Source organism: Bartonella sp. CL266QHHD (assembly GCF_042195355.1).
Classification (GTDB): domain Bacteria; phylum Pseudomonadota; class Alphaproteobacteria; order Rhizobiales; family Rhizobiaceae; genus Bartonella.
This window is the reverse complement of record NZ_JBHIOD010000018.1, coordinates 191,247-217,516: the sequence shown is the minus strand read 5'-3', so window position 1 is coordinate 217,516 and position 26,270 is coordinate 191,247. Positions and strand designations below refer to the sequence as shown.

29 protein-coding genes and 1 pseudogene are annotated in these 26,270 nt (G+C 40.3%); 18 read left to right on the top strand and 12 right to left on the bottom strand.

Annotated features, from left to right (window positions below):
* Position 1: 1 nt before the first annotated feature.
* The 17 genes from ACFIK7_RS02220 (at position 2) to virB11 (ending at position 9,316) form a co-directional block, all read left to right on the top strand.
* The gene (locus tag ACFIK7_RS02220) at positions 2-379 is read left to right on the top strand and encodes an EexN family lipoprotein (protein ID WP_375662846.1); all 378 of its coding nucleotides are present in this window, start codon (positions 2-4) and stop codon (positions 377-379) included.
* The gene (locus ACFIK7_RS02215) at positions 379-648 is read left to right on the top strand and encodes an EexN family lipoprotein (protein WP_375662845.1); all 270 of its coding nucleotides are present in this window, start codon (positions 379-381) and stop codon (positions 646-648) included. Before ACFIK7_RS02220 ends, ACFIK7_RS02215 begins: the two co-directional genes overlap by 1 nt.
* Positions 645-1,049, top strand: coding sequence for an EexN family lipoprotein (locus ACFIK7_RS02210; protein ID WP_375662844.1), 405 nt, complete (start codon positions 645-647; stop codon positions 1,047-1,049). Before ACFIK7_RS02215 ends, ACFIK7_RS02210 begins: the two co-directional genes overlap by 4 nt.
* 35 nt (positions 1,050-1,084) lie before the next feature.
* Positions 1,085-1,303 carry a hypothetical protein gene (locus tag ACFIK7_RS02205; protein WP_375662843.1) on the top strand — a complete coding sequence of 73 codons (219 nt, stop codon included), beginning with the start codon at positions 1,085-1,087 and terminating at the stop codon, positions 1,301-1,303.
* Between the two features lie 49 nt (positions 1,304-1,352).
* Positions 1,353-1,733: an EexN family lipoprotein gene (locus tag ACFIK7_RS02200; protein WP_375662842.1), complete on the top strand. Its 381-nt coding sequence runs from the start codon at positions 1,353-1,355 to the stop codon at positions 1,731-1,733.
* Positions 1,733-2,137, top strand: coding sequence for an EexN family lipoprotein (locus ACFIK7_RS02195; RefSeq protein WP_375662841.1), 405 nt, complete (start codon positions 1,733-1,735; stop codon positions 2,135-2,137). Before ACFIK7_RS02200 ends, ACFIK7_RS02195 begins: the two co-directional genes overlap by 1 nt.
* 283 nt (positions 2,138-2,420) lie before the next feature.
* A complete protein-coding gene (locus tag ACFIK7_RS02190; RefSeq protein WP_375662840.1) occupies positions 2,421-2,756 on the top strand; it encodes an EexN family lipoprotein in 336 nt (111 codons plus the stop codon).
* 89 nt (positions 2,757-2,845) lie between these two features.
* Positions 2,846-3,151, top strand: a complete 306-nt coding sequence (locus ACFIK7_RS02185; protein WP_375613231.1) for an EexN family lipoprotein — start codon at positions 2,846-2,848, stop codon at positions 3,149-3,151.
* Complete coding sequence (locus ACFIK7_RS02180) at positions 3,151-3,522, top strand: EexN family lipoprotein (RefSeq protein WP_375662839.1); 372 nt, start codon at positions 3,151-3,153, stop codon at positions 3,520-3,522. The genes ACFIK7_RS02185 and ACFIK7_RS02180 overlap by 1 nt, the downstream gene beginning before the upstream one ends.
* 26 nt (positions 3,523-3,548) lie before the next feature.
* Positions 3,549-3,752 carry a hypothetical protein gene (locus ACFIK7_RS02175; protein WP_375662838.1) on the top strand — a complete coding sequence of 68 codons (204 nt, stop codon included), beginning with the start codon at positions 3,549-3,551 and terminating at the stop codon, positions 3,750-3,752.
* Between the two features lie 64 nt (positions 3,753-3,816).
* Positions 3,817-4,239 carry an EexN family lipoprotein gene (locus tag ACFIK7_RS02170; RefSeq protein ID WP_375657596.1) on the top strand — a complete coding sequence of 141 codons (423 nt, stop codon included), beginning with the start codon at positions 3,817-3,819 and terminating at the stop codon, positions 4,237-4,239.
* 46 nt (positions 4,240-4,285) lie between these two features.
* Positions 4,286-5,224: a type IV secretion system protein gene (locus ACFIK7_RS02165; RefSeq protein ID WP_375657595.1), complete on the top strand. Its 939-nt coding sequence runs from the start codon at positions 4,286-4,288 to the stop codon at positions 5,222-5,224.
* Between the two features lie 6 nt (positions 5,225-5,230).
* Entirely contained in the window at positions 5,231-5,518 is a 288-nt protein-coding gene (locus ACFIK7_RS02160; protein ID WP_375653609.1) for a type IV secretion protein VblB7, read from the top strand.
* The gene (locus ACFIK7_RS02155) at positions 5,515-6,186 is read left to right on the top strand and encodes a virB8 family protein (RefSeq protein WP_375662837.1); all 672 of its coding nucleotides are present in this window, start codon (positions 5,515-5,517) and stop codon (positions 6,184-6,186) included. The genes ACFIK7_RS02160 and ACFIK7_RS02155 overlap by 4 nt, the downstream gene beginning before the upstream one ends.
* Before the next feature lie 2 nt (positions 6,187-6,188).
* Positions 6,189-7,040, top strand: a complete 852-nt coding sequence (gene virB9, locus ACFIK7_RS02150; protein WP_375662836.1) for a P-type conjugative transfer protein VirB9 — start codon at positions 6,189-6,191, stop codon at positions 7,038-7,040.
* Positions 7,041-7,067: 27 nt separating this feature from the next.
* A complete protein-coding gene (virB10, locus tag ACFIK7_RS02145) occupies positions 7,068-8,246 on the top strand; it encodes a type IV secretion system protein VirB10 (protein WP_375630943.1) in 1,179 nt (392 codons plus the stop codon).
* Between the two features lie 17 nt (positions 8,247-8,263).
* Complete coding sequence (virB11, locus tag ACFIK7_RS02140; RefSeq protein WP_375655031.1) at positions 8,264-9,316, top strand: P-type DNA transfer ATPase VirB11; 1,053 nt, start codon at positions 8,264-8,266, stop codon at positions 9,314-9,316.
* Between the two features lie 818 nt (positions 9,317-10,134).
* On the opposite strand, the gene ACFIK7_RS02135 is transcribed toward virB11, so the two are convergent.
* The 10 genes and pseudogenes from ACFIK7_RS02135 to ACFIK7_RS02090 form a co-directional block, all read right to left on the bottom strand.
* Complete coding sequence (locus ACFIK7_RS02135) at positions 10,135-10,254, bottom strand: type II toxin-antitoxin system RelB/DinJ family antitoxin (RefSeq protein WP_375630941.1); 120 nt, start codon at positions 10,252-10,254, stop codon at positions 10,135-10,137.
* Positions 10,255-10,547: 293 nt separating this feature from the next.
* Positions 10,548-10,748: pseudogene (locus ACFIK7_RS02130) on the bottom strand (HigA family addiction module antitoxin).
* Positions 10,749-10,912: 164 nt separating this feature from the next.
* Positions 10,913-11,134, bottom strand: a complete 222-nt coding sequence (locus ACFIK7_RS02125) for a hypothetical protein (RefSeq protein ID WP_375630940.1) — start codon at positions 11,132-11,134, stop codon at positions 10,913-10,915.
* Positions 11,135-11,710: 576 nt separating this feature from the next.
* On the bottom strand, positions 11,711-13,084 hold the full coding sequence (gene glmM / locus ACFIK7_RS02120; protein WP_375617881.1) for a phosphoglucosamine mutase: 1,374 nt from the start codon (positions 13,082-13,084) through the stop codon (positions 11,711-11,713).
* Positions 13,085-13,635: 551 nt separating this feature from the next.
* Entirely contained in the window at positions 13,636-15,798 is a 2,163-nt protein-coding gene (gene ftsH, locus ACFIK7_RS02115) for an ATP-dependent zinc metalloprotease FtsH (RefSeq protein WP_375637580.1), read from the bottom strand.
* A 114-nt stretch (positions 15,799-15,912) separates the two neighbouring features.
* Positions 15,913-17,400 (bottom strand): tRNA lysidine(34) synthetase TilS, encoded by a 1,488-nt coding sequence (tilS, locus tag ACFIK7_RS02110; protein ID WP_375660650.1) that lies wholly within the window; start codon positions 17,398-17,400, stop codon positions 15,913-15,915.
* 18 nt (positions 17,401-17,418) lie between these two features.
* Complete coding sequence (locus ACFIK7_RS02105) at positions 17,419-18,258, bottom strand: hypothetical protein (protein WP_375662835.1); 840 nt, start codon at positions 18,256-18,258, stop codon at positions 17,419-17,421.
* Positions 18,259-18,282: 24 nt separating this feature from the next.
* Positions 18,283-19,758, bottom strand: a complete 1,476-nt coding sequence (locus ACFIK7_RS02100; RefSeq protein WP_375662834.1) for a tol-pal system protein — start codon at positions 19,756-19,758, stop codon at positions 18,283-18,285.
* A 52-nt stretch (positions 19,759-19,810) separates the two neighbouring features.
* Complete coding sequence (pal, locus tag ACFIK7_RS02095; protein ID WP_273790460.1) at positions 19,811-20,332, bottom strand: peptidoglycan-associated lipoprotein Pal; 522 nt, start codon at positions 20,330-20,332, stop codon at positions 19,811-19,813.
* Between the two features lie 204 nt (positions 20,333-20,536).
* The gene (locus ACFIK7_RS02090; RefSeq protein ID WP_375617877.1) at positions 20,537-21,232 is read right to left on the bottom strand and encodes a DUF1013 domain-containing protein; all 696 of its coding nucleotides are present in this window, start codon (positions 21,230-21,232) and stop codon (positions 20,537-20,539) included.
* Between the two features lie 368 nt (positions 21,233-21,600).
* On the opposite strand from ACFIK7_RS02090, the gene ACFIK7_RS02085 reads away from it, so the two are divergent.
* Positions 21,601-22,347, top strand: coding sequence for a YebC/PmpR family DNA-binding transcriptional regulator (locus tag ACFIK7_RS02085; RefSeq protein WP_254492472.1), 747 nt, complete (start codon positions 21,601-21,603; stop codon positions 22,345-22,347).
* A gap of 1,064 nt (positions 22,348-23,411) precedes the next feature.
* On the opposite strand, the gene tolB is transcribed toward ACFIK7_RS02085, so the two are convergent.
* Together tolB and ACFIK7_RS02075 are read right to left on the bottom strand one after the other, a co-directional pair.
* Positions 23,412-24,737: a Tol-Pal system beta propeller repeat protein TolB gene (gene tolB / locus ACFIK7_RS02080; RefSeq protein ID WP_375620980.1), complete on the bottom strand. Its 1,326-nt coding sequence runs from the start codon at positions 24,735-24,737 to the stop codon at positions 23,412-23,414.
* A gap of 38 nt (positions 24,738-24,775) precedes the next feature.
* Positions 24,776-26,197 (bottom strand): cell envelope biogenesis protein TolA, encoded by a 1,422-nt coding sequence (locus tag ACFIK7_RS02075; protein WP_375662833.1) that lies wholly within the window; start codon positions 26,195-26,197, stop codon positions 24,776-24,778.
* Between the last annotated feature and the right edge of the window lie 73 nt (positions 26,198-26,270).

Here is a 26,270-nt window from a genome sequence, read left to right as displayed (position 1 = left end):
CATGAACAAGATCATCATAACAACATTGCTGCTTTGCACAGGGCTCATCACAGCTGGATGTGAAAAAACCTATAGCGTCGCAGAATTTAAAAAAGATAAAAAATTGATGGAAGAGTGGAATGCTAAATGTGGATTCGCAGGAACTGCAAAAAATTGTGAAAACTTAAGATTAGCACAACTTGAACTTCAAAAAGAATATGACGCAAAAGCTGAAGAAAGAAGCCGGAAAGCGGCAGAGAGCTTCAACAAAGCGATGGATGAACTTATGGCTAAACAAAAAGCTGAACATGAAAAATGGAAAGCTGAACAAAAAGCAAAAGAACAAGCCGAACGAGAAGCAAAAGAGCGCGCTAAAGCTAAACAACAGGACAATAAATAATGAATAAAGTTCTCATAACAACATTGCTACTTTGCACAGGGCTCATCACAGCTGGTTGTGAAAAAACCTACAGCGTAGAAGAATTTAAAAAAAATAAAAAACTGATGGAAGAAGTATTAGTGAAATGTTTGACGTCAGGGGATTTGAATTCGAAAAATTGTAAAAATGCAGAGCAAGCTGAATTTGAAACCCGTAAAAATTGGAGAGGCTTTGGCTCGACAAATGACGATAAACAAGAATCTGAAAAGAAACAGGACAATAAATCATGAATAAAGTTCTCGTAACAACATTGCTACTTTGCACAGGGCTCATCACGGCTGGCTGTGAAAAAACCTACAGCGTAGAAGAATTTAAAAAAAATGAAAAATTGATGGAAGAATGGGGAGCAAGATGTGGATGGTCAGGAACTTCAAAAAATTGTGAAAACCTAAGAGTAGCAGCTTTAGAACTTGAAAAGGAACGTCGGAAAAAAGCTGAAGAACATAATCGCAAACTAGATGAAGAATTTAAAGCTAAACAAAAAGCTTGGATTGAAAAAATGAGAGCTGAGAATGAAAAATTTAAAGCTGAACAAGAAGCAAAAGAACAAGCCGAAAGAGAAGCAGAAGAGCGCGCTAAAGCCGAACAAGAAGCAAAAGAACGAGCTGAACAACAACAAAATAACAATTAAATTATAAAATACACAACAAATAGCGGAGCATCTCAATGGCAATAGTAACCAAAGGCGTATTTACTTGGATAGATAATACTGTAATGCATTCCCTTACAAAAATAATGGATAGCACCATTACACATCGCTATTGCGCTTTAGCTGCTCAACTTAAAGAACCTTACAGACTATACAATAGATTTATGGCAAGATTATGTCGCTGCCCTAGATTTATCATCACTGGTTATAAAAAACCAGAACATAGCATAATTTAAAAATTGTGCTCAAACCTTGTAAAACTGAAAGGAAAAAGGGGAAATATCTATGAATAAAGTTCTCATAACAACATTGCTACTTTGCACAGGGCTCATCACCGCTGGATGTGAAAAAACCCATAGCGTCGCAGAATTTAAAAAAGATGAAAAATTACGCCTAGAGTGGGATGCTAAATGTGGATTTGCAGGAACTTCAAAAAATTGTGAAAACATGCGGTTAGCATTTTTAGAACTTCAGAAAGAACGTCAGGCACAAGATGAAGAAAGCGATCGTAAAACAATAGAGCGCTTCAACAAAGAGATCGAGGAACTTGTAGCCAAAAAAAAAGCTAAAAATGAAAAAAGAAGAGCTGAAGAAAAAGCAAAAGAACAAGCCGAACGAGAAGCAGAAGAGCGCGCTAAAGCTAAACAACAACAGGACAATAAATAATGAATAAAGTTCTCGTAACAACATTGCTACTTTGCACAGGGATGATCACGGCTGGTTGCGAAAAAACCTATAGCGTCGCAGAATTTAAAAAAGATAAAAATTTACGCTTAGAGTGGGATGCTAGATGTGGATTTGCAGGAACTTCAAAAAATTGTGAAAACATGCGGTTAGCATTTTTAGAACTTCAGAAAGAATATGAAGCAAAAGAAGCAGAAAGAAGTCGTAAAATTGCAGAAGAAAATCGCAAAAGATATGAAGAATTTATGGCGAAACAAAAAGCCAGACTTGAAAAAAGGGAGGCTGAGACTCAAAAAATACTCGAAAAACAAAGAGCGGAAACACGCGCTGAAGAAGAACGAAGAGCAAAAGAGCGCGCGGCAGAAGAACAACAAAATAACCATTAAGACATAATGAAGAGCGGAGCATCTCAATGGCAGTAGAAAGCAAAGGCATATTCACTAAGATAGACAATATGTTGATGAATCCCATTACAAAAACAATGGATAACATCTATTGCGCTTTAGCTGCTCAACTTAAAGAACCTTACAGACTATACAATAGATTTATGGCAACATTATGTCTGTGCTCTAGATTTATCATCACTGGTTATAAAAACCGATAACACAAGCAGAATTTAAAGATTGTGCTCAAACCTTGTAAAACTGAAAGGAAAAAGGGGAAATATCGATGAATAAAGTTCTCATAACAACATTGCTACTTGGCACTGGAATTATCGCTGCTGGCTGTGAAAAAACCTATAGTGTAGCAGAATTTAAAAAAGATAAAAAATTATTTGAAGAATGGGCTGTGAGATGTGGATGGTCAGGAACTTCAAAAAATTGTGAAAATGTAAGAGTAGCCGATCACGAACTTGCGGCAGAACGCAGGAAAAAGGCTGAAGAAGAAAACCGTAAACGTAGAGAAGAATGGGAAAAAAAGCAAAAAGAAGAAGAAGCTAAAAGAAAAGCTGAACATGAAAAATGGAGAGCTAAAGAAAAAAGCGAAAACAATTTCGATCCATAAAAATTATTATAACAATCAGAAATAAAAGTATTTAACAAGATTATGCAAATCAACTTCGCGGTCATTAAAAGTTAAAGAGGGACTTAATCATGAATAAAGTTCTCATAACAACATTGCTACTTTGCACTGGGCTCATCACAGCTGGATGTGAAAAAACCTACAGCGTAGAAGAATTTAAAAAAAATGAAAGCTTAATAAGAGAGTTTCAATGGAAGTGTGGAGCTTCTGATAATTCGAAAAATTGTCAAAATGTGCGACAAGCCGCGAAGGAACTTGATGAAGAACATTCTAAGAGAGCGTTAGAAAATTATAATAAAGCTCTAGAGAAAATAAATAAAAGGCGAGAAGAACGAGAAGCAGAAGAGCGCGCTAAACAACAACAGGACAATAAATAATGAATAAAGTTCTCATAACAACATTGCTACTTGGCACTGGAATTATCGCTGCTGGATGTGAAAAAACTCACAGTGTAGCAGAATTTAAAAAAGATGAAAAATTACGCTTAGAGTGGGATGCTAAATGTGGATTCGCAGGAACTTCAAAAAATTGTGAAAACATGCGGTTAGCATTTTTAGAACTTGAGAAAGAACGTCAGGCACAAGCTGAAGAAAGAAGCCGGAAAGAGGCAGAGCACTTTAAAAAAGAGATGGATGAACTTCTGGCTAAACGAAAAGCTGAGTATAATAAATGGAAAGCTGATTTTGAAAAAAGACAAGCTGAAGAAAAAGCAAAAGAGCGCGCGGCAAAAGAACAAAATAACCATTAAGACATAATGAAGAGCGGAGCATCTCAATGGCAATAGTAACCAAAGGTGTATTTACTTGGATAGATAATACTGTAATGCATTCCCTTACAAAGACAATGGATAGCACCATTACACATCGCTATTGCGCTTTAGCTGCTCAACTTAAAGAGCTTTATGCACTTTATAATATATTTATGGCAACATTATGTCTCTGCCCTAGATTTATCATCACTGGTTATAAAAACCGATAACACAAGCAGAATTTAAAGATTGTGCTCAAAACTTGTAAAACTGAAAGGAAAAAGGGGAATATCTATGAATAAAGTTCTCATAACAACATTGCTATTTTGCACTGGAATTATCGCTGCTGGATGTGAAAAAACCTATAGCGTTGCAGAATTTAAAAAAGATAAAAATTTACGCTTCGAGTGGGATGCGAAATGTGGATTCGCAGGAACTGCCAAAAATTGTGAAAACCTAAGATTAGCACAACTTGAACTTCAAAAGGAATATGAAGCCAAAGCTGAAGAAAGAAGCCGGAAAGCGGCAGAGCGCTTCAACAAAGCGATGGATGAACTTATGGACCAACAAAAAGCTGAACATGAAAAATGGAAAGCTGATTTTGAAAAAAGAAAAGCTGATTTTGAAAAAAGACAAGCCGAAGAAAAAGCAAAAGAACAAGCCGAACGAGAAGCAGAAGAGCGTGCTAAAGCTAAACAACAACAGGATAATAATTGAATCAGAAATGATCATATTTGCAGACATTAAATAAAACGGACGTGCAATGGCATTTGAAAATGTAACTGTATTTACTCGGATGGATAGTTTTGTAATAAAGGCTCTTGAAGATGTAATGAATAAAACTATTAATAATCTCTCATTAAGTTTAAGTGCTCCGCTTAAAGCATCTTGTACAATCTACATTATATTTATGGGATACAATATCATCTACGGGCGTTCTTCCATGCCCTTATGGGAATTTATAGCGACAGCTTTCAAACTCGGTATCATTGTTACACTCGCCACTAATGCTGCTCTTTATAATGCGTGGGTCAGGGATATATTTTTCAATGATCTGCCGAATGCCATTGCAAATGTCACACAAGGTGCAGCACACTCGGATCAAAATGTATGGGACAATCTGCTAAGACAAGCAGGTGCACACGTTTTTGACGCATCAGAGCAGTACACAGGATGGACCGAAACGGGTAAGTTTCTTGCGACATGGCTTGCTGGTTTTGGCTGTTTAGTGGATGCCATTATAGTTTCTGCAGTTGGTTTTATCGTCTCAATGTTTGCTAAACTTGGTTTATTTCTTGTCCTATCGATAGGACCACTTTTTATAAGCCTTGGTCTGTTTTCCCCAACAAGGCGTTTTACAGAAGCATGGTTAGGACAAGTTGCAAACTTCATCATTTTGCAGGTATTAATCGTGTTGCTTGGCGGTATGTATGTCAATCTTGCAATGCAAATCTTCTCAGTAAATCTTGAAGATATAATGCTTTCCTTAATTAATTTCTCAGCTGTTGGCTTTTGTGGTATTTACCTTTTCATCAAATTACCTGATATAGCATCAGCTTTAGCCTCGGGCGGTGCTTCTCTCACAAGTGCAATAACTGGAACGCAACGCGCTGGGAAAGAAGCTTTTCGCGCTGCTAAATTTGCAGGCAACACAATAATGAAGGGTGTTAAAAAATTAGCATCACTATTAGCAAAGGCCTAAGTTCAAATGCGGAAATTTAAAAAAATTGGGATTATCTTACCATTTCTCTTTCTCAGTGGCTGTGTGTCTTCACCAAACACACTGAAGTCACTCCCAAAATGTGATGGATATTCTAAACGTCCACTCAACAGATCAATGTGGAATTGGGAAGGGAAAAAACCCACGCCCACACCCATTATCATCAGTAACAACACCCCTTCACCCCTAAAAGAAGGGAAGCTGGAAATGCTTCTGGCACAAAAATTAACGGATGAAGAAATCAAATCTTACAAAAATTGCGGGCAAAAAGCATGAAAGAAAAAGATATAGAACAATACATCGCTGAAGCGCGCTCGTTCGATCAAGATCGCATGCTCGCCTCACGCCGCACCACCCGCGTCTCGCTTGCCATTGCCGGCATCGCGGTTGCTCTTGCAATACTGTCTTCTCTCGCGGTCATCACCCTCACACCCCTTAAAACCGTGGAACCTTTTGTCATCCGTGTAGACAATTCAACCGGCATCACCGAAGTTGTGGAAGCCTTAAAAGAAGGTCCCACCAATGTCGATGAAGCAATCACACGCTACTTTGCTGCAAAATATGTCCGCTCCCGTGAAGGCTTCACCACAGAAGAAACACAACACAACTTCCAAACCGTCTCCCTCCTCTCTTCTTCTGAAGAACAGGAAAGATTTGCCAGCTGGTATGGAGCAAGAAATCCCCAAAGTCCTCAAATTCTCTATAAACACGCCGCCGTTACAATAACAATAAAATCAATCTCCTTTATCAATGACGATGTCGCCCAAGTGCGTTACTACAGAACCATTCACGACAACGACAACAACAAAGAATTCATCACCCACTGGGTTGCAACACTTACCTTTGAATATATCAATGCCCCTATCTCTGTCCAAAACCGTTTGATAAATCCTCTAGGGTTTATTGTTAGTGAATATAGAACCGATCCGGAAGTGGTCAACTGATCATGACAAAAAAAATTCTTTTTTTCATTCTTAACATCGCTATTACCCTTTCTTTAACGCCTAGCCATGCCAGTATTTTTCCCACCCGTGCGCCAAGCGATAGCCGCATTCGCTTTATCAACTATGATGCCTATAATGTCACAAAAATTATTGGCTCCATACGCTCATCGGTACAAATAGAATTTTCTCCCAATGAAGAAATTGCCCATGTAGCAATTGGCAACAGCGTTGCATGGGAAGTCGCCCCCGCTGGCAATATTCTTTTCCTCAAAGCGCGGGAAGTCCAACCCATTACCAATCTCCAAGTCGTCACAACAAAGCTTGATGGCTCAAAGCGCTCCTATCAATTTGAACTCATGGTCAAAGATGGAGAAATTTCATCTGGACAAGAAACATATTTCCTTGTGAAATTTCGCTACCCACAAGAAGAAGCAGAACAAAGAAGACTCGCAGCCCTTATGCGACAAGAAAAACAACAAGCCCAGCGTATCGATAATGTCTTCAACGCTTCTGAAACCTACGGACCTCGCAATTGGGCTTACACCGCTCAAGGCTCTATCACTCTCGAACCCTCCTCTGTTTATGACAATGGCAAAACAACAACATTTACATTTCCAGACAACCAAGAAATCCCTGCCATTTACATTGTCAGCAATGACGGTACAGAATCGCTGGTTCCCAAAACCACAAGAGGCAACATGGTGATTGTCCATGCCATTAGCGCACGCTTCACCCTAAGACATGGAAAAAACGTCCTATGCGTCTTTAACGAAGCCTATCAACCAAAAGGCACAAATCCAAATACCGGAACAACCTCACCATCTGTTGAACGTAAAATTGCATCAGATCTTTAAATAAGCGGGAATTGAAGGGGACAACACATGAGTGATAAATCAATCATCGAAGATCGCGGATCTATTGGGGATGGCAAAAACAATAGCGCCAAAAGCGCTGGCAAAAAAATAGTTGTCGCAATAGCCTGTATAGGAATCTGCGGCTATGTGCTCTGGAACATCTTATCCTCCCCCACAGAACAAAAAGACACCGCAAAAGCTCATAAAAAACAAGAAAAAAGCTTTCACAATTCCCTCGCCCCTTTAGAGCTCGCGCCCTCTGACCCGCGTGCCAACATAGCGCCAATAACCTTACCACCCCCACAACCACTCGCACAAGAACCCAAAAAAGATGACCCACTACTTGATGCCGCAAGACGTGCCCCTGTTCTCGCTTTTGCCAAAGGCTCTAAATCTCAATTAAAAGACATCGTCAACACGACTCTCAACCCCTTTGAAAAATTCCATGCCCTTGAAAATCTCGCGAATGCGCAAAATTCTCCTGCCCTTCAAGACACACAAAATTTTGCAACCCTATTAAAGCCTACCAAAACAGAAGAAGCAAAAGCAAAAGCAAAACTCATCGGCAATAGAAACTTTATCATCGCCATGGGAACCTCTATTCCCTGTATCTTAGAAACCGCATTAAACAGTGAGCAACCAGGCTTTGCAAGCTGCATCATCAACCGTGATATCCTCTCTGACAATGGGCGCGTTGTTTTGCTTGATAAAGGAACCCAAGTGATTGGCGAATACCGCGGAGGGATAAAACAAGGTCAATCTCGCCTCTTTGTACTCTGGACAAGAGCAAAAACCCCAACCGGTGTCATCATCGACCTTGCCTCACCCGCAACCGACAGTTTAGGCAGAGCCGGTTTTGATGGCAACATCAACACCCATTGGTGGGAACGCTTTGGCTCTTCCCTTTTACTCACCGTTATTGATGGTGCCACAACAGTTTTAACAAATAAAATAGTAGGCAATTCCAATAAAGAAGGTTCAAACAACTCTGGAGGCGGCGGTTTTGAAGGCGCAAACAACACTGGAAAAGATGCCGCCAGTATTGCTCTTGAAAATCAAATCAACATCCCTCCTACCTTAGAAAAATTTCAAGGCGAACTGGTCAACATTTTCGTAGCAAAAGATCTCGATTTTTCCTCTGTCTATAAACTAGTCGTAAAGAGCAAAAGAAACCGCTCTACTCCCAGCTATTCCTTTTTTCATTAAGCCAATAAAGTCACATTATGCCATCAGCAAAAAATGCAGAACGCGCCTCCATCGTCTTAACAAAATTAAAGATCTTAGATGATTTCCTCAATGATGAGAATTTATTTGAAATTGTTATCAATCGCCCTGGCGAAGTAATCGTTGAGGGTCCCAATGGTTGGCAAACCCACATCTTAAAAGAACTAACCTACAGCGAACTAGAAGGGATTGCAAAAGTTGTTGCTGCCTACACAACACAAAAAATCAGTGTAGAAAACCCCGTTCTCTCCGCAACACTGCCAAACAACGAACGCATACAAATTGTTATGCCTCCAGCAGTTGCAGCCAATACCATTAGCATGACCATTCGTAAACCTTCATCACGCACTTTTTCTCTTGAAAGTTTACATGAAAACAATCTTTTTTCTGTTGCCCAAAACACCAGTTTCACACCCACGCAACAAATGACAGAACGGTTATCCGAACTCTCTGATACAGACAAAGAGCTAACAGATCTCTTTATCGCGAAAGATTTTTGCACCTTTTTAGAAAGAGCCGTTATTACACAACAAAATATCTTAATATCGGGCAAAACCGGTTCTGGTAAAACAACCCTCTCCAAAGCTTTGATTGCAAAAATCCCTGACTATGAACGAATTCTCACCATTGAAGACACACCAGAACTTGTCGTTCCGCACGCCAACAAAGTGCAGCTCTTTTATTCAAAAGATAACCAAGGCTTAGCAAAAGCAGGCGCAAAAGAACTGCTTGAATCAGGCTTACGCATGCGCCCCGACAGAATCCTTCTACAAGAGCTGCGTGATGGTACAGCCTTTTACTATATCCGTAATGTCAATTCTGGTCACCCCGGCTCCATTACCACCGTCCACGCCTCAACAGCCCTTGCAGCCTTTGAACAAATGACCCTTTTAGTCAAAGAAAGTGACGGTGGTGGTAATTTAGCACGCGATGATATCCGCGGCTTATTAATCTCGATGATAGATGTCATCATCCAATGCAAACGCCTCGAAGGAAAATTTCGTGTAACAGAAATCTATTACGACCCCTTCAAACGCCGTGATGCTTTTTAAAAAAAACGCTACCCCTCACACCCTTTTTTATAAGCAAAAACTATACCAATAGAGCTTTCTTAAAAACACGATTAATCGCTTCAAGTTCAGTGTTAATAATCGAAAACAACAAGTAAAAAGAAGTAAAAATATCATCCCCATTCCCAATCACGAATGCGCCCCACAGGAAAACCAAAACGTGCCGAAAATGATATCTATAACCCTATATTTTTTCTGATTTTTTTTGACATCAACATTTGCAGGAATATAGATACCAAATTTAGTATCCGCTTCACCTCTAGCTTCAGACAAGAGCTTCACGAGCACCTTGTAATATACGAGATCCTGCTTTATGTGCCTTATCCATTATTATTCTTTTCGATATTCATCAAGGCGCAATATAAAAATTTTCTTCAACGCATTCCTCTCTGATTTTATCAAATTACCTCAAGATGATTGACTGTAAATATCTTCGATCAACACCGGAATATTTTAACCACCAAAAAAGGGTATAACCTTATATCCCCCACTTTTACTCTTATGCTTTTAAACCTAACTTTCCTTGGCTTTCTCTTAACCCTTGCATAAGACCACCAGCATCTGAATGAGTAGCAATAAAAGAAACAATATCAAATAATTATTCAAGCGATATGCCTTCTTCTTTCACAGAAATTCAATAAGCTGCCATTTCAATCACGGTTTGCATACATCATTCAATATACGGAAACACCCATAACGATAATGATGTAAATGAAAAGCTAATTTGAAGTGAATGATCAGAAATATCAAATATCCAAATGAAAAAACAAATCTTACCTATCTTCAGCAATACATATCTCTTAACCCTTGTCACTTTTCTCGAAAGTTTTAAGCGTTTTCGCATTAGAAATAGACATATCAAACGGCAATCCTTTTTCATGAACAACTTTTGTCAAAGCAATACGGATGAAATCAGACACCGTAAGTCCTAAACTTGCTAATATTTCACCGGATTTTTTTTAACGCCCTATCTATGCAGGCACGTACAACATCTTTTGTCACACCCATATTAAACACCTCCTTTGATTACCTCTCTTTTACCGTATGGCTTAATCGAGTTATGAAAATAAGATTTTATTCCTTGTCTTATCCGCGTTACATCTTTTGACCTTGTACGCTCATACGCATGATTTAGCTCTTGTATACGTCTCTGTTGCAAAAACTTAACTGCCATTTGAAACTCTTTTATGCAATCTTGATCATGAGACTGTTGTTAAAAAATTGCTTTTGATAAATCATAATTTGTTTGCATAGCAAGCCAAGCACGTGCTGTGCTTACACCAGACATTTCAAGCCTAATAGCAAGATTAGCACTCATAGCGGCTTTTCCATTTAAAACTCTAGAAAGTGCTACACGAGATATACCAAGCTACTCTGCTGCTTCATTAACGGATAAACCAAGCTCTTTGATCACATCTTCTCACAATAATTCACCGAGATGTGAAGGATTCTTCATCATTGTTTAGATCTGCTTTTTGATGATAATCCAGATAATCAACCATTTCGACATCTATGCTATCAAAGCGAAATATTACGCGACAATTTCCATTTACAGTAATTGACTAATAATCCTTGAAATCACCTTTTAGCAGATGTAATCAAAAGGACGGATAACTCAAAATCTTTTGGCGATACATCTCCTTCAAGAGCACTTAGAATACGCTTTAATTTTTGAGCATGGGCGGTTCTAATCCCTTCAGTCGTACCAGTATTATAGAAGGCTTCAATCCTTTTATGTTTAAATCCTAAAATCATAAATGAATATAGAGTGTCCCCCTCCAAGATCCAAAAAATGTTCATTATTTTTACATCACACGGCTTTTTTTACTTTATAAACATTAGAACTGTCGTGAAAAAATTGCTTATTCTCATCTCTTTCTCATTATTCTACTAATTATTGGAAAAGTATAAGTTCATAATTAGGAGGAGCTAAACGTAATAGGAGCGTATCATATCTCCAATTGGCAGCGGCACTTAGAAACATCAAGATGATATAACCACAATGACCATTGCTGTTTGATGTTCATGGGGCGCTGCACCCGCTGTATGTCCAGTAAAAAGAATGAATAACACTAATAAACTCCCCCCCTACAAACTCTGTTAAACTAATAACCGGTTTACGAATAAGTAAAAGAAAAAGGAAAATCAAAAAAAGGCATATTTTTCATATCTTACGAACTATAGAGAAATCTATACGCATTGTAGTTATTAGAATTAGACTTTTCCCTTTTTTATTTAATTTGTTCGTAGATAGAGTATCCATTACCGTTATTACATCACTAACAGAGTTAATAATCATACCTTTTGTAATTGCCAAAATCCCGCATTAAAATCAGACCTTTATTCAAAGATGATCTGATAATTTTCTCAAAAAAATCAAGATTCCTCAAGTGCAGTCCCCATGCGTACATCATGATGAATAATAACATCCATCAACTCTGTCACGACAGTATCCAATACTTCTCGTGCATCGCCTTCAGCCATAAGGCGGATAACCGGCTCAGTTCCAGAAGCACGGATCACCAGCCGTGCCTCTTTTCCCAACCGCTTCTCTGCTTGATCAATGGCCGTTTTGACTGGATTTTTTTTCAGGACATTTTTATTTTTAATCGTTACATTTTTTAAAATTTGCGGTACAGGTTCAAACCGTTTACACAATTGGCTCATAGGGCTTTGACTTTCCTTCATACAGGCTAAAATCTGCAATGCAGCCACCAAGCCATCACCCGTTGTACCAAAATCACTGAGCACGATATGGCCAGAAGCCTCACCACCAACATTATATCCCTTTTGGCGCATGGCATCGACAACATAACGATCTCCAACTTTTGTCCTTACAAGGTGCAACCCTTTGCTATTCAAGAAACGTTCCAGTCCAAGATTTGACATAATCGTTGTGACAACACCATTACACCGTAATCGTCCCATTTTATGCCAATTTTCAGCAATTACAGCAATTAACTGATCTCCATCAACCGTTTGTGCTTTTTCATCAACAATGAGAACACGATCTCCATCTCCATCAAGAGCAATCCCCACATCAGCACGCACTTCATGCACTTTTCGTTTTAAAGAGCTTAAATCGGTTGATCCACATTTTTGATTAATATTGGTCCCATTGGGTTCATCATGAATAGCAAAAACCTCAGCCCCCAATTCCCATAAAGCACGGGGAGCCGCTTTATAAGCAGCCCCATTGGCACAATCCACAACAATACGCACAGTATCTAAGCGAACATCACGCGGCAAAGTTCGTTTGGCATATTCAATATAACGATAAATATCCCCCTCAACCCGTTTTGCATAACCAATTTCGGCAGAACTTGCTAAAGATTTTGAAAGATCTGTATCGATCAATTGTTCAATTTTGGCTTCCATATCATCTGAAAGTTTAAAACCATCAGGACCAAAAAGTTTAATTCCATTATCATAGAACGGATTATGAGAAGCAGAAATCATCACTCCAAGATCCGCTCGCAAAGAGCGGCAAAGCATTGCAACAGCAGGGGTTGGCACTGGACCCAATAAAAAAGCTTCCATCCCCGCAGCAGTCAATCCTGAAACCAAAGCGTTTTCCAACATATAACCAGATAATCGTGTATCCTTGCCAATCACCACACGATGAGATTGATGTTGTGAGCGAAATAAAACCCCTACAGCCATCCCTACCTTCATGGCAAAATCGGGTGTCATAGGAAATGAATTGGCTTTCCCCCGAATTCCATCTGTACCAAAATATTTTTGCACCATGCCTCTTTCCTTTAATATATAATTCTTCCCTTGGCTTTTCCTTAAACCCCTAACAAGCCCCCTTGGTACAATAGTCCCCCCGCTCCCCGTATAAAATCAGATCATTGATCTAAACTTTCATGCATTTAAACAATCAAGCCCCCTATTCACCATCTACACATCTAAACCACTCTCAAGCAATTATGTTTACACCCTTCCACATAAAAGCAATATTATCTCCTCAAAATGCTCTATACACCCCTTTAATACAACCAACGGATAATCTCACACACTTGCTAAATCCGTAAAGAAACCCAGCACCAAACCTCATACCCTACAAAATCAGCAAGGAAATCTATCGCCTAACCTCACAACCCTACCACATTAGAAAAGCAACAGTCCACCTCGCCTTGTAGCATGCTAAAGCCGTCATAATACAACGGCTTTGCTTAATTTTTTGCTTCCATATTTTTGCAAATATTATAAGAAAGGCGCAAACAAAACTTGCGCCTTTCTCAAAAAAATTAGAAGTTTTCCTAAAACATCGTCACTCAAGCGGTATTAAATAATTCTTATTTTTCTTTATCATCTCCCGCAGTATTGGACTTCTTTTCAGCATTACTTTTAGAGCGGTTGACTGATTTTGTAGTACCTTTTGTGCTTTGTGCTTTTTTCTCAGTCTCATCCGATTGCACTTCTTTAGACTGAGCCTCCTTAAGCGCAACATTACTGGATTTTGCTGTTTTTTTCCCAACAGCTGCCTCTGCTTTGTCTGCCTCGCCTTTATCGGTCTCTACTTTATGAGGCGCTGTTTTAGAGACTGCTTCAGCGTTTTTTTCATCCACCACTGTTGTCTCTGTCTTCATTTTTCCAGTTTTTGGAACAGAAGACCCCCGTGGCGCAGCACCCTCATCTTTCTGTGTGCGTGAAGGAGGCTTTCCTGCAATAACTTCGTTAATTTCAGCTCCCGTTAAAGTCTCATATTCCAACAAACCTTGTGCCAAAGCAAACCATTCTTTTCTTTTTGTTTTCAAAATGTTTGTCGCATTTTTATAGGCATCATCAATAAGCTTACGCACTTCCATATCAATCATGCGTGCTGTTTCTTCAGAGACATTTTGTGTTCGCGCAACAGAATGACCCAAAAAGACTTCATCTTGGTTATCGCCATAAGCTACATTTCCAAGCAGATCAGAAAATCCCCACCGTGTGATCATTGCACGTGCTAATTTCGTTGCTTGCTCAATATCAGAAGAAGCACCGGAGGTGATATTTTCCTTTCCAAACTTTAATTCTTCAGCCACACGTCCACCCATCATAATAGCCAAACGAGAAATCATCCACCGATAACTCATAGAATAGCGATCGCCTTCAGGCAATTGCATCACCATTCCCAATGCTCTTCCCCTTGGAACGATTGTTGCTTTGTGGACAGGATCAGCAACCGGCACATTAAGAGCCACAATAGCATGTCCTGCTTCGTGATAAGCAGTGAGTTCTTTTTCCTCTTGTGTCATAGCGGTTGAACGACGTTCAGCCCCCATCATCACCTTATCTTTGGCATCTTCGAATTCTTGCATCGTGACAACTCTTTTATTACGGCTCGCAGCCATAAGAGCAGCTTCATTGACCAGATTCATCAGGTCCGCACCGGAAAATCCTGGTGTTCCCCTTGCCAAAATTTTCAAATCAACGTTAGGCGCTAAAGGCACGTTGCGCACATGCACTTTCAAGATTTGCTCACGCCCAGAAACATCAGGGTTTGGCACAACAACTTGCCGATCAAAACGCCCTGGTCTCAATAAAGCAGGATCAAGGACATCAGGACGGTTTGTTGCGGCAATAAGAATAATACTTTCATTGGGCTCAAATCCATCCATTTCGACAAGCAACTGGTTTAAGGTCTGTTCACGTTCATCGTTTCCACCGCCAAGACCAGCCCCCCGATGGCGTCCAACAGCATCAATTTCATCGATAAAGATAATACAAGGTGCATTTTTTTTAGCCTGTTCGAACATATCGCGCACACGGCTTGCCCCAACACCAACAAACATTTCAACAAAATCAGACCCTGAAATGGTAAAGAATGGCACATTGGCTTCACCTGCCACAGAACGTGCTAGCAAAGTTTTACCGGTTCCTGGAGGACCAACAAGCAAAACACCGCGTGGGATACGCCCCCCTAAGCGTTGAAATTTTTGTGGTTCGCGTAAAAATTCAACAATTTCTTGAAGATCTTGCTTTGCTTCTTCAACGCCAGCAACATCTTTAAAGGTAATACGTCCTTGCGCTTCATTAAGCAATCTTGCTTTCGATTTCCCAAATCCCATTGCACCACGTGATCCATTTTGCATTTGCCGCATAAAAAAGACCCACGCCCCCACGATAATAATAACAGGTAATAAGGAAAAGAGGAGATTGAGGAAAATGCTATTTCCAGAGCTTTCAGGAATAGCTTTAACATTGACGTTTTTGCTTTCCAACTTTTGTATCAAACCTGGATCGCGAGGAGCATAGGTTGAAATAGCTCTATGTTCAATGGTTTTCCCTGTTAATTTTTGACCTTGAATGGTCACAGATTTCAACTCATTATTCTCAACTTTTTGCAAAAATTCAGAATAGGAGACTTCTCCACCACCAGAACGTTGGCTATCTCCATTAAAGAGAGAAAACGACACAATCAAAATCAAGGCAATAACTCCCCAAATAAGGAGAGAGCGGTAATTGGAATTCATATTCAGCCCACTTAATCAAATATAGATTTCAAACAGTTCCCCTTAACATATAACCTTGTCAGCCCCTTGCCAAGGGATGAGAAGCTGTTTATTTTCTTTTAGAGTAATTTTCCTTTATCTTTTCACCTCAATATTAAAAAAAGGTTCCACAACATTCACCAAGGCAGCATCTTCTCGTGAGGAAAGCCAATCGAAAGGTGCCATAATCCGCTTGACGATAACATGTTTATGAATAACTGCTTGAGAAATCAACTCTGGAATATCATACCCTTTATGATTTGAGATCATCAGCAGCGATTGTAAAGAGGGAAAATGAGGCTTTTCAAGCTCAAAATCGCTATTTTTTAATAAAAATTTCAGCTGTTCTAAATTTGCGGCTCCAACCTTTATAGCCTCATATCCATGATTTGTGATATGATAGCGCCCATCCCATATAAAAGTTTTATCTGGCTCAACGATAGCCTCTTTCATATTTCGCCCTTCACGCCACAAAGAAATTCCGTGCTTGTTATATTCAATAACAGAACCCGCATAAGTAAAACGCTTCTTTTCTGGAGAATCGAGACAGAGTTTTTGAACAAGCATGCTTAATTTCTGATTGGGGAGCAAATAAAATCCCCCTCCCATCAGCACAGCAAAGAGCCCCACCACGAAAGGAAAACTGGAATGTTTCTGTAAAAACAGCGCAGGCTTTGCTATGAAACAACGCCCATGTTGGACAGTAATATCCAGCGCTAAGATCAAATCAGCAATATTTTTGGCTTGTTGACGACGCTGCAATGCGGCTTCATTTATTTTTTGAGCAATATAAGCCAATTTTTGTGGAGAAAGAGATTGACGCACGCGCACACGTTCAAAATTGCGATCTTCATTGGTTGGATCATCAATCCATGTTTGTCCTTGTAAGCGTAAATAATTCCGTAATGTTTGGCGTTTTACACCAAGGAGTGGCCGAATCAAACGCACTTTTCTATGCAACAACGCCTCACGCGGAATACAGGATAAACCGCGCTCATAAAGGGGACCATAGTTTTTTTCGGCAATATTTTTTCTCGTTTTTCTGGTATGATCCTCATCACGTATACCCTCGGCTTCACCGCGCAAAGCACCAGCAAAACCACTGGCATAAACCTCATCGCGCATAGCAACAGCTTCACTATATAAAGCACCTCTATTCTTTTGGAGACGTTGATACCGCATATGATAGGTCTCAACCTGATCATTGAGTGTATGCCCCGTCATAATAAGTGATGCGCCTTGTTTTTGTGCTTCTTTAACCAAGAGATCATAGCGTGCAACACGCGCGCTGGAAGCAATATGCGTCTTTGGCTTTTCGCCTTCCCATCGCACAGTGATATGTTGAATATCATGGACACGACAAATTTTCGCAACAGTTTCTGCTTCACGCATCGATTCTTTACGCAATTGATGATCAACCGTGACAACAATCATTTCTGGAGGAAATGCGAGAGTTTCCAAATGCTCTTTGACCAAAAACATCAAAGCCAAAGAATCGCTTCCCCCTGAGACGGCAAGAATCAACTTCTGACATTGAATAAAATCCGATGTTTTAAAGAGATTTCTTGCCAGTCTAACGCACACCGAAAACGACCTCGCTGTTTATTTTGCAGGTTTACAAAAAACAGATGCTAATGTTTGTTGACGTTTTGATTTTTTCACAAAATGAGCACAATCGTCTTTATTTGGCTCAAGAGCGACCATACTTCTTGCTAATTTCAGCAAAATCTCAGAGGTATAGAGCTTCTTTTTATCTGCATACCATGCGGTAAGATAAACTTGTGCTGCTTCATGATAGCGTTTTTGCCCCAACAAAGATTCGGCCAACCAAAATAAAGCATCATCACTCAAAGAATCTTTTTTGTAACGATTTTGAAAAGCGCAAAAGCTTTTTTCAGCATCAACATAGTTAGCAGAACGAATAAAATCATACCCTTCCTTATACAAAGCTTTAGAAGAAGAAAGATTGTCACTCTGATGTGCTTCAATTGGAGCACTTACTTCATGCGCTTTGTTAAAAGGTTGACTGTTTTCATGATCATGGCTCTCCACCTTAGCTTCCACAGCAGCAACCTTTGTCTGATCACCTGTACTATGGTCCTGCTCTATCTCTTCTTTTACAGTCTGAGATTTTTCATCTACAGCAGACTTTTCAAAAGAACAAGAATAAACAGAAGAGGCTTCTGTATCAAAAAGCTCGTGAAACTGCTTGTTAACATTTTTTAGACTGTTATGCTCAAGCACCATTCGTATCTTATGCAAAAGCTTATCTAAATCATAATCTTTAAATAAAGCCTGTTGATTCTCTAAAATAATCCCTTGGTGCTCCGCAACACTAGTGGCTTTTTCCATCGCGCTAGATGCTGCTTTATCGGCTGCTTCAGGAGCTTCTTTTACAGCATCAATTGCCTTATCAACAGCGTCAGTGGCTTTTTCCACCACGCTAGATGCTGCTTTATCGGCTGCTTAAGGAGCTTCTTTTATAGCATCAATTGCCTTATCAACAGCGTCAGTGGCTTTTTCCACCACGCTAGATGCTGCTTTATCGGCTGCTTCAGGTGCTTCTTTTACAGCATCAATTGCCTTATTAACAGCGTCAGTGGCTTTTTCTATCACATCAGATGCTGCTTTATCAGCTGCTTCAGGTGCTTCTTTTACAGCATCGACAGCCTTATTAACAGCGTCAGTGGCTTTTTCCACCGCGCTAGATGCTGCTTTATCAGCTGCTTCAGGTGCTTCTTTTACAGCATCAATTGCCTTATCAACAGCGTCAGTGGCTTTTTCCACCACGCTAGATGCTGCTTTATCGGCTGCTTCAGGTGCTTCTTTTACAGAATCAATTGCCTTATTAACAGCGTCAGTGGCTTTTTCCACCACGCTAGATGCTGCTTTATCGGCTGCTTCAGGTGCTTCTTTTACAGAATCAATTGCCTTATTAACAGCGTCAGTGGCTTTTTCCACCACGCTAGATGCTGCTTTATCGGCTGCTTCAGGTGCTTCTTTTACAGCATCGACAGCCTTATTAACAGCGTCAGTGGCTTTTTCCACCGCGCTAGATGCTGCTTTATCGGCTGCTTCAGGTGCTTTCTTCACATCATCGACAGCCTTATCAACAGCATCAGTGGCTTTTTCTATCACATCAGATGCTGCTTTATCAGCTGCTTCAGGTGCTTTCTTCACATCATCGACAGCCTTATTAACAGCATCAGTAGCTTTTTCTATCACATCAGATGCTGCTTTATCAGCTGCTTCAGGTGCTTTCTTCACATCATCAACAGCCTTATTAACAGCGTCAGTAGCTTTTTCTATCACATCAGATGCTGCTTTATCAGCTGCTTCAGGTGCTTTCTTCACATCATCGACAGCCTTATTAACAGCATCAGTAGCTTTTTCTATCACATCAGATGCTGCTTTATCAGCTGCTTCAGGTGCTTTCTTCACATCATCAACAGCCTTATTAACAGCGTCAGTAGCTTTTTCTATCACATCAGATGCTGCTTTATCAGCTGCTTCAGGTGCTTTCTTCACATCATCGACAGCCTTATTAACAGCATCAGTGGCTTTTTCTATCACATCAGATGCTGCTTTATCGGCTGCTTCAGGCGCTTCCTTCACATCATCAACAGCCTTATTAACAGCGTCAGTGGCTTTTTCTATCACATCAGATGCTGCTTTATCGGCTGCTTCAGGTGCTTTCTTCACATCATCGACAGCCTTATCAACAGCGTCAGTGGCTTTTTCCGCCGCATCAGATGCTGCTTTATCGGCTGCTTCAGGCGCTTTCTTAACATCATCAGTTGCCTTATCAACTGCATCAACTTTATCCGTATCATGTGCAGGATATTCGGAAGCTTTTCGTGCCGCACTTTGAACAAGTGAAGTAGAACAAGCTATGAAAACCCCCATATAAAAGAGTGTTTTCCAATTGATTTTACGATACATTCTTTTTTCCCCTTAAGAGCTTATTAAATAGTTGAAACAAACAATCTGCTTTTTAATGACTATTCATGTCATTCAACGTTGTCACAGCACGTCGATTTTGATTCCAACAGGAAATATCATCACATACTGCTACAGGTCTTTCTTTTCCGTAAGAAATTGTTTGAATCCGTTGTGCAGACACACCTAGAGACACCAAATAGTTTCGCACAGCAACAGCACGGCGCTGTCCAAGTGCCAAGTTATATTCACGTGTTCCCCTCTCATCAGCATGACCTTCGATCATAATAGAATAATAAGGATAATGAAGCAACCATTCTGCTTGGCGCGTTAAAATACGTTCAGCATCAGCATCAAGTGAAGAAGAATCGAGACCAAAAAACACGCGATCACCCACATTAACCGTAAATTCTTGTCCTGAACCTGGTGACATCTGATTCAAACCAGCATCATTCATATAAGCGCCATTCATACCGTTAAGTGCACCAACATTTTTTTTGCCACACCCACCCAAGCATAGTGAGAAAAGAAAGAGGATAGCTAAGGAATGAGAGATGGTTTTTTTGGTAGAGCGCATAGTCCGTTTCTCCTTGAATTTGGTAAAGAAGGGTCAATTCTTAAAAATATTTTTAAGAATAACCGTTAATTCCTAATGAAGACGAAATTTTTTCTGTTTTTTTTCGTCCTCATTTTTACTTTTAAGTCTCTGCCAATTTTTCTTCTCTTTGGCCATTCCTCTAACATTTCCATAAGAAATGTTTCCCTTATGCGTCATGGCTTTTTATGCATCATCTTGATCTTGACGATTTTTTTGCAGCGCGTTCAGCTTTGCAAAAACTTTATCAGCGTCAAAAGTCTTATGCAGATTGTCTTCACTCTCATTTTCCTCTAGAGCAGCGTTTTCCGTCACAGAAGCGGGAAGCAACGACCTATCTTCTTCTGCAGCAACAGGGCGATTTTTCGCCGCACGCTGGAGCTCAAAATCTAAATCGATTTGCGAACACAAACCAAGCCCTACAGGATCAAGAGGAACCAAATTTGCACTATTCCAATGGGTTCTAAGGCGGATTTGTTCAATTGTCGCTTTTGTTGTCCCAATCAACCGTGCAATTTGTGCATCTTTCAACTCGGGATGGTTTGTAACCAACCATAGGATACCATTGGGACGATCTTGGCGTCGAGAAAGAGGGATATAGCGCGCCCCTTTACGTTTTTTTTCAGGAATATGCACCCTCGATTGAGAAATTTTCAATCGTGCGTTTTGATCAGCCTCCACCCGTGCAATTTCACTGCGCGTCAATTGCCCAGAACTAATCGGATCTAAACCTTTAATACCATAAGCCGCATCACCATCGGCAATAGCTTTTACTTCCAAGACATGCAATTTACAAAATTCTGCAATCTGATCAAAAGAAAGAGCTGTATTATCAACCAACCAAACAGCTGTTGCTTTGGGCATCAAAAGTTGCGTTGCCATTTTTATAAATCCTCTTCTGCGCCTCTTCTATGAGGCAGGTTACCGCCCACTCAAGAGCACTGGAACTTTTTTATATGTTTAGGTCTCTCCAACCACTCCTAAAACAAAGTGCGGCATGGAATAAACCATTTTGCTATGAGATTACATTCTGTTATAGCGTTATTTTTGCTCAACGACAAGAGATCTCTCTTGTAATGATCCTCAACTAAGGTGTCTTTACCTTTAAGATGAATTTTCTTATAAAGGGTTTATTCGATTATTTCACCTCATGCTGTGGCACATTTATTCTGGTGGGATGCGTGCTTTATCGCCTTAAATTCTAAAGAGTATCCAACTGGAAAGAAAGCCCTCAAATAGGAAGGAAAACTATGGCAGGCCATTCACAATTTAAGAATATTATGCACCGTAAAGGGCGTCAAGATGCAATGCGCTCGAAGATATTTTCTAAGCTTGCGCGCGAAATTACCGTAGCAGCAAAACAAGGTGCTCCTGATCCAGCCATGAACCCACGTTTAAGGCTGGCTGTTCAAAATGCCAAAGCACAATCGATGCCGAAAGATAATATTGAACGCGCGATTAAAAAAGCGTCAGGCGCCGATGTCGAAAATTATGATGAAGTACGCTATGAGGGCTATGGACCAGGCGGCGTTGCCGTCATTGTTGAAGCTTTAACTGATAACCGCAACCGCACCGCTTCAAATGTGCGCGCCGCCTTCACAAAATCAGGAGGAGCCTTAGGGGAAACAGGATCGGTCAGTTTCATGTTTAATCGGATTGGTGAAATAATCTATAAGCCAGAAGCAGGAACAGCCGATAACATCATGGATGCAGCAATTGAAGCCGGTGCCGAAGATGTGCAATCAGAAGAAACCGGACATCATATTACCTGCGCATTTGAAGATATTGGTGAAGTTTCCAAAACACTTGAAGCAAAACTTGGTGAAGCAGAATCGATTAAAACGATTTGGAAAGCCACCACCCTTGCACCAATAGATGAAGAAAAAGCTTTATCTGTTTTACGACTAATTTCAACATTAGAAGAAGATGATGATGTGCAAAATGTTTATGCAAATTTTGATGTCAGTGATGAGATTTTGGCAAAATTGTCTGTATAATTCCCATCATTTGCATAAGCCCTCTCTTCATGCATGAGGGCTTCAAAAGCATCTGTCACCTCTCCTCTTTATCCGCACATATAAAAGCCCCGCGTCAATAGCGGGGAAAAGCTGTCAGTGCAACAAGAAAACCGCAATTAATTTCAGAAAACATAATCCCAAAAAGAAAGCATACAAAACTCTGTAGCCTCACGCCTTTCTTACATGCCCCAAAGATTATCCCTATATTCCTCTCTATTTGATCTTTTTGTTCTTTAAGATTAACCTCCTCTCTCCGCTCTCAAGTAATGAAATGATCTAGCCTCTAAACAATTAGGGGTTTCTTGACGTATTCCTATGACGAATCACTCATAAAATTCACTTGAAACTTAAGGCTCAACAAACATACACTCCCCTAAATATTCGCTACGCACTTAAAAAACACTTAGAATATATCAAGGAGATTTATACGCCCTATATCCCCACACCTCAAAGGGCAGTGTTTTTACAACATCACAGAATAAAAATAAGCAAATGGAAAGCCAGAGCTGATTGTTTAGCAAAGTATTGTACAAAAAGCCGGTACATCTCTCTAATCCGTTGCGGATAAATTTTTGACTTTATGGCATCGTATATTTCTAAAATAACGTCATTTATCTTAAAAATCTGTCCTTTTGCTCTTACCAATCAATCAATATTCAGACCTAAAACAACCGCGTACTTGAATAAAACACATCAAAGAGCAACAGCCCCCCCTGACAAGAGGACTCTTCACAAACAAAATCGAAGAGGAAGTTTAAAAAAATATATATAGCGACACTTTGAATAAAAAGTTGAACTCTAGAGATCTTAGAATTTTCGGCTCTATTTTTTCAAGGTCTTGTTTTGAATTTTTTTAAGCATTTTCCCCCAAGGAAATTCCATTATCGATCAACAACCATAGATGATAGATGAAACCTACATAACTCCCCATGCACACTATAATCAATTCCTTCTTTTAAATAATTTAAAAACTATTGAGATTGTTTAAACTTGAGACTGTATAGACTATATTCCTTCTATATTCTATTTTTAAGCATTTTGTTTTATTGTATATTGAGCAAAGGCGACCATGCTGGATCTGAAGCATCATTGGGGGTGGGTAATTGACGTTCATTGCGACCCGTAATATCAATCGTATAAATTTTTGGTCCCATACCGGGATTTTTGCGAAAGAACATCAGCACACGACCATTAGGGGCCCACGTTGGTCCTTCATTGTGAAACCCTGTGGTTAAAATTCGTTCTCCTTGTCCATCAGGGCGCATAACACCGATAGAAAATTGTCCGCTTAATTGTTTTGTAAAGGCGATATAGTCACCCCGTGGAGACCAAATAGGTGTTGAATAACTCCCATCGTTTGAAGAAATACGCTGAATATCACTCCCATCCGCATTCATTTTATAGATTTGCGGCTTTCCACTACGATCTGAAGAAAAGACAATTTGTTTTCCATCCGGTGAATAAGAAGCAGAAGTATCAATAGCAGAAGTTGTTGTAAGTCGCGTCATCGTACGGGTTCGTAAATCCATAGTGTAAAGATTGGCACTCCCATCATTTTGTAACAAACTCATGATAACTTTTTGTCCATCAGAAGAAAAACGTGGAGCAATTGTCATGTTATTAAACGTTCCGATCAACTCTCTTTGCCCCATTTCAATTTGTTGGAGATAAACATGAGGTACTTGATTGTCCTCGTAAGCCATATAGGTCAATTCTTGTCTTTTTGGTGAAAACCGCGGTGTAAGCACCAATTCACTTCCATCAGACATATAAATCAAATTTGCTCCATCTTGATCCATCATTGCTAAACGTTTAATGCGTGCATTTTGAGGACCTGTTTCATCGATAAAAACAATTCGTGTATCAAAATAACCACTTTCTCCTGTCATCTCACTATAGATCTCATCTGCGATCATATGTGCCACACGCCGCCAACGTTCTGTCGCAGTATAAAAACGCCGTCCTTTCAATTGTCTTTGTCCAAACACATCCCATAAACGAAAATCGACCCTCAAACGTCCATCGATTTCTCTCATGACTTGCCCAGTAACTAAACCTTGCGCTTTTATTTTCTGCCAAGAAGCAAAATGCGGTTGTTTATTAGGATTAGAAATGTTTTCAAAAAAATTTGCTTTATCAAGCGGTAAAAAAAGCCCCGACCGTTCAAGATCGGCTGTCACCACAGCAGATATTTTCAACCCAATCGAATCATTGGAAATAAAGTCTGTAATTGCAATGGGAATGGGATTAAAATCAGCGCTCGAAATAGTTCCTTTCAATTGCGCATAACCCGATGAAATACTTGAAAGCCACAACCCACAAGTGACAATAAACCAAGCAAAAACTTTATGTCTCGTTATAGTCATCATGGAATGTGTCCTTTCGTTAAGCGCTTTTTTCTCGTTTATCATCTTATTTCTTGGAGGGGATCAACATTAAAGTCAAAACCTTGCCCCCATAGATCATATTGATCACGTGGGAGATCTGCATAAGGTTGGCATGAAAAGACAGCAGCATACACCTGTCTTATCATAATAGCTTGTTGACTCTCAAGGCCGCTTACGGGATCAATGATAGGGTCGCCCACAACCATCCCTTCACGGTCTAAATAAAATCGCAACCGCACAACCGGGCGGTTTTTTAAATCGCCGCCAAGCGCCACAAGTTTAAGCTTCTGTTGAATACATCCCCCCGCAATATTGACCAATGTTTGTGCCATTTTTGTGGTATCATTAATATTTTTTCTTGCACCCAAAGCTTCTTGTGTATGAGAACGTTTTGCCCCCCCTCCTTGTGACCGCGCACGATTAAGCAAATTATTTTCCTCCAGAGCTAAAATATCTTCAATGGTCTGTTTCTCTTGGTTTTTCTTGTTAAGCTTTGGCGTATTTTGATTCAATGCAGCCTCATTCTTCCTTGGAGATTTTTCGTCAAACTTTGGTTTAAACTGTGGAAGAAGAGATTTTTCTGGAAGTACAATTTTGGGCGCTTGATGAACAATCTGCTCTGCTGGTACTTTTGGGACCGTTGGAGCCAATTCTTTTGGCGATATCATCTCTTCATTTTTGTGCGCAGGCTTGAGCGCAACCTTAGAGGCATCTTCCGGCACTCTCAAAGGCATCTCAGGTGCAGCCTTGGGCGCATCCTCCGGTGCCTCCAAAGGCATCTCAGGTGCAACCTTGGGCGCATCCTCTGGTGCCTCCAAAGGCATCTCAGGCGCAACCTTAGAGGCATCTTCCGGCACTCTCAAAGGCATCTCAGGTGCAGCCTTGGGCGCATCCTCCGGTGGTGCCTCCAAAGGCATCTCAGGTGCAACCTTGGGCGCATCCTCTGGTGCCTCCAAAGGCATCTCAGGCGCAACCTTGGGCGCATCCTCTGGTGCCTCCAAAGGCATCTCAGGTGCAACCTTGGGCGCATCCTCTGTTTTTGCTTCTAATAATTCTGGTTTTGTAAGTTCTGGTGCAAATGTTTCTGATGTGTTCTCGCTTGATGGTGGCGATGCTGTTTCAACAGGACGGGGCTTTTCCTTTGGTTGAAATGGTGCAAGACTATCTATTTGTCCCTCTCCAATATGGCGTGCATCTTCTTTCTCTTGTGGCTGCATAGTTGGTTTGACGGCAGGGACAGCACGGATAGGAGCCTTCACGGCTCCTTGTTGAGAAGAAAACTCGTCCACTAAAGGAGCAAGAGTAATGGGAATTGCTTCCAATGGTTGTGGTAAAGAGACAGAGCTTGTAAACTGAATGGCTCCCCAACTGAGAAAAATGACATGGACCACAAGGGATAAAGCCAAGCCTCGTTTCATACTATGATAGGAGTCTTTGTTCATTCTTTATGCCTTATTTATGCCTTACATTTTTTCATTTTTAATCACTCTATGCTCTTTTTAAAAAAAAATTAAA

Coding starts and splice junctions, on each gene's coding strand:
- ACFIK7_RS02220 (WP_375662846.1), top strand. CDS start 2: ATGAACAAGATCATCATAACAACATTGCTGCTTTGCACAGGGCTCATC.
- ACFIK7_RS02215 (WP_375662845.1), top strand. CDS start 379: ATGAATAAAGTTCTCATAACAACATTGCTACTTTGCACAGGGCTCATC.
- ACFIK7_RS02210 (WP_375662844.1), top strand. CDS start 645: ATGAATAAAGTTCTCGTAACAACATTGCTACTTTGCACAGGGCTCATC.
- ACFIK7_RS02205 (WP_375662843.1), top strand. CDS start 1,085: ATGGCAATAGTAACCAAAGGCGTATTTACTTGGATAGATAATACTGTA.
- ACFIK7_RS02200 (WP_375662842.1), top strand. CDS start 1,353: ATGAATAAAGTTCTCATAACAACATTGCTACTTTGCACAGGGCTCATC.
- ACFIK7_RS02195 (WP_375662841.1), top strand. CDS start 1,733: ATGAATAAAGTTCTCGTAACAACATTGCTACTTTGCACAGGGATGATC.
- ACFIK7_RS02190 (WP_375662840.1), top strand. CDS start 2,421: ATGAATAAAGTTCTCATAACAACATTGCTACTTGGCACTGGAATTATC.
- ACFIK7_RS02185 (WP_375613231.1), top strand. CDS start 2,846: ATGAATAAAGTTCTCATAACAACATTGCTACTTTGCACTGGGCTCATC.
- ACFIK7_RS02180 (WP_375662839.1), top strand. CDS start 3,151: ATGAATAAAGTTCTCATAACAACATTGCTACTTGGCACTGGAATTATC.
- ACFIK7_RS02175 (WP_375662838.1), top strand. CDS start 3,549: ATGGCAATAGTAACCAAAGGTGTATTTACTTGGATAGATAATACTGTA.
- ACFIK7_RS02170 (WP_375657596.1), top strand. CDS start 3,817: ATGAATAAAGTTCTCATAACAACATTGCTATTTTGCACTGGAATTATC.
- ACFIK7_RS02165 (WP_375657595.1), top strand. CDS start 4,286: ATGGCATTTGAAAATGTAACTGTATTTACTCGGATGGATAGTTTTGTA.
- ACFIK7_RS02160 (WP_375653609.1), top strand. CDS start 5,231: ATGCGGAAATTTAAAAAAATTGGGATTATCTTACCATTTCTCTTTCTC.
- ACFIK7_RS02155 (WP_375662837.1), top strand. CDS start 5,515: ATGAAAGAAAAAGATATAGAACAATACATCGCTGAAGCGCGCTCGTTC.
- virB9 (WP_375662836.1), top strand. CDS start 6,189: ATGACAAAAAAAATTCTTTTTTTCATTCTTAACATCGCTATTACCCTT.
- virB10 (WP_375630943.1), top strand. CDS start 7,068: ATGAGTGATAAATCAATCATCGAAGATCGCGGATCTATTGGGGATGGC.
- virB11 (WP_375655031.1), top strand. CDS start 8,264: ATGCCATCAGCAAAAAATGCAGAACGCGCCTCCATCGTCTTAACAAAA.
- ACFIK7_RS02125 (WP_375630940.1), bottom strand. CDS start 11,134: ATGAACATTTTTTGGATCTTGGAGGGGGACACTCTATATTCATTTATG.
- glmM (WP_375617881.1), bottom strand. CDS start 13,084: ATGGTGCAAAAATATTTTGGTACAGATGGAATTCGGGGGAAAGCCAAT.
- ftsH (WP_375637580.1), bottom strand. CDS start 15,798: ATGAATTCCAATTACCGCTCTCTCCTTATTTGGGGAGTTATTGCCTTG.
- ACFIK7_RS02100 (WP_375662834.1), bottom strand. CDS start 19,758: ATGTATCGTAAAATCAATTGGAAAACACTCTTTTATATGGGGGTTTTC.
- pal (WP_273790460.1), bottom strand. CDS start 20,332: ATGCGCTCTACCAAAAAAACCATCTCTCATTCCTTAGCTATCCTCTTT.
- ACFIK7_RS02090 (WP_375617877.1), bottom strand. CDS start 21,232: ATGGCAACGCAACTTTTGATGCCCAAAGCAACAGCTGTTTGGTTGGTT.
- ACFIK7_RS02085 (WP_254492472.1), top strand. CDS start 21,601: ATGGCAGGCCATTCACAATTTAAGAATATTATGCACCGTAAAGGGCGT.
- tolB (WP_375620980.1), bottom strand. CDS start 24,737: ATGATGACTATAACGAGACATAAAGTTTTTGCTTGGTTTATTGTCACT.
- ACFIK7_RS02075 (WP_375662833.1), bottom strand. CDS start 26,197: ATGAACAAAGACTCCTATCATAGTATGAAACGAGGCTTGGCTTTATCC.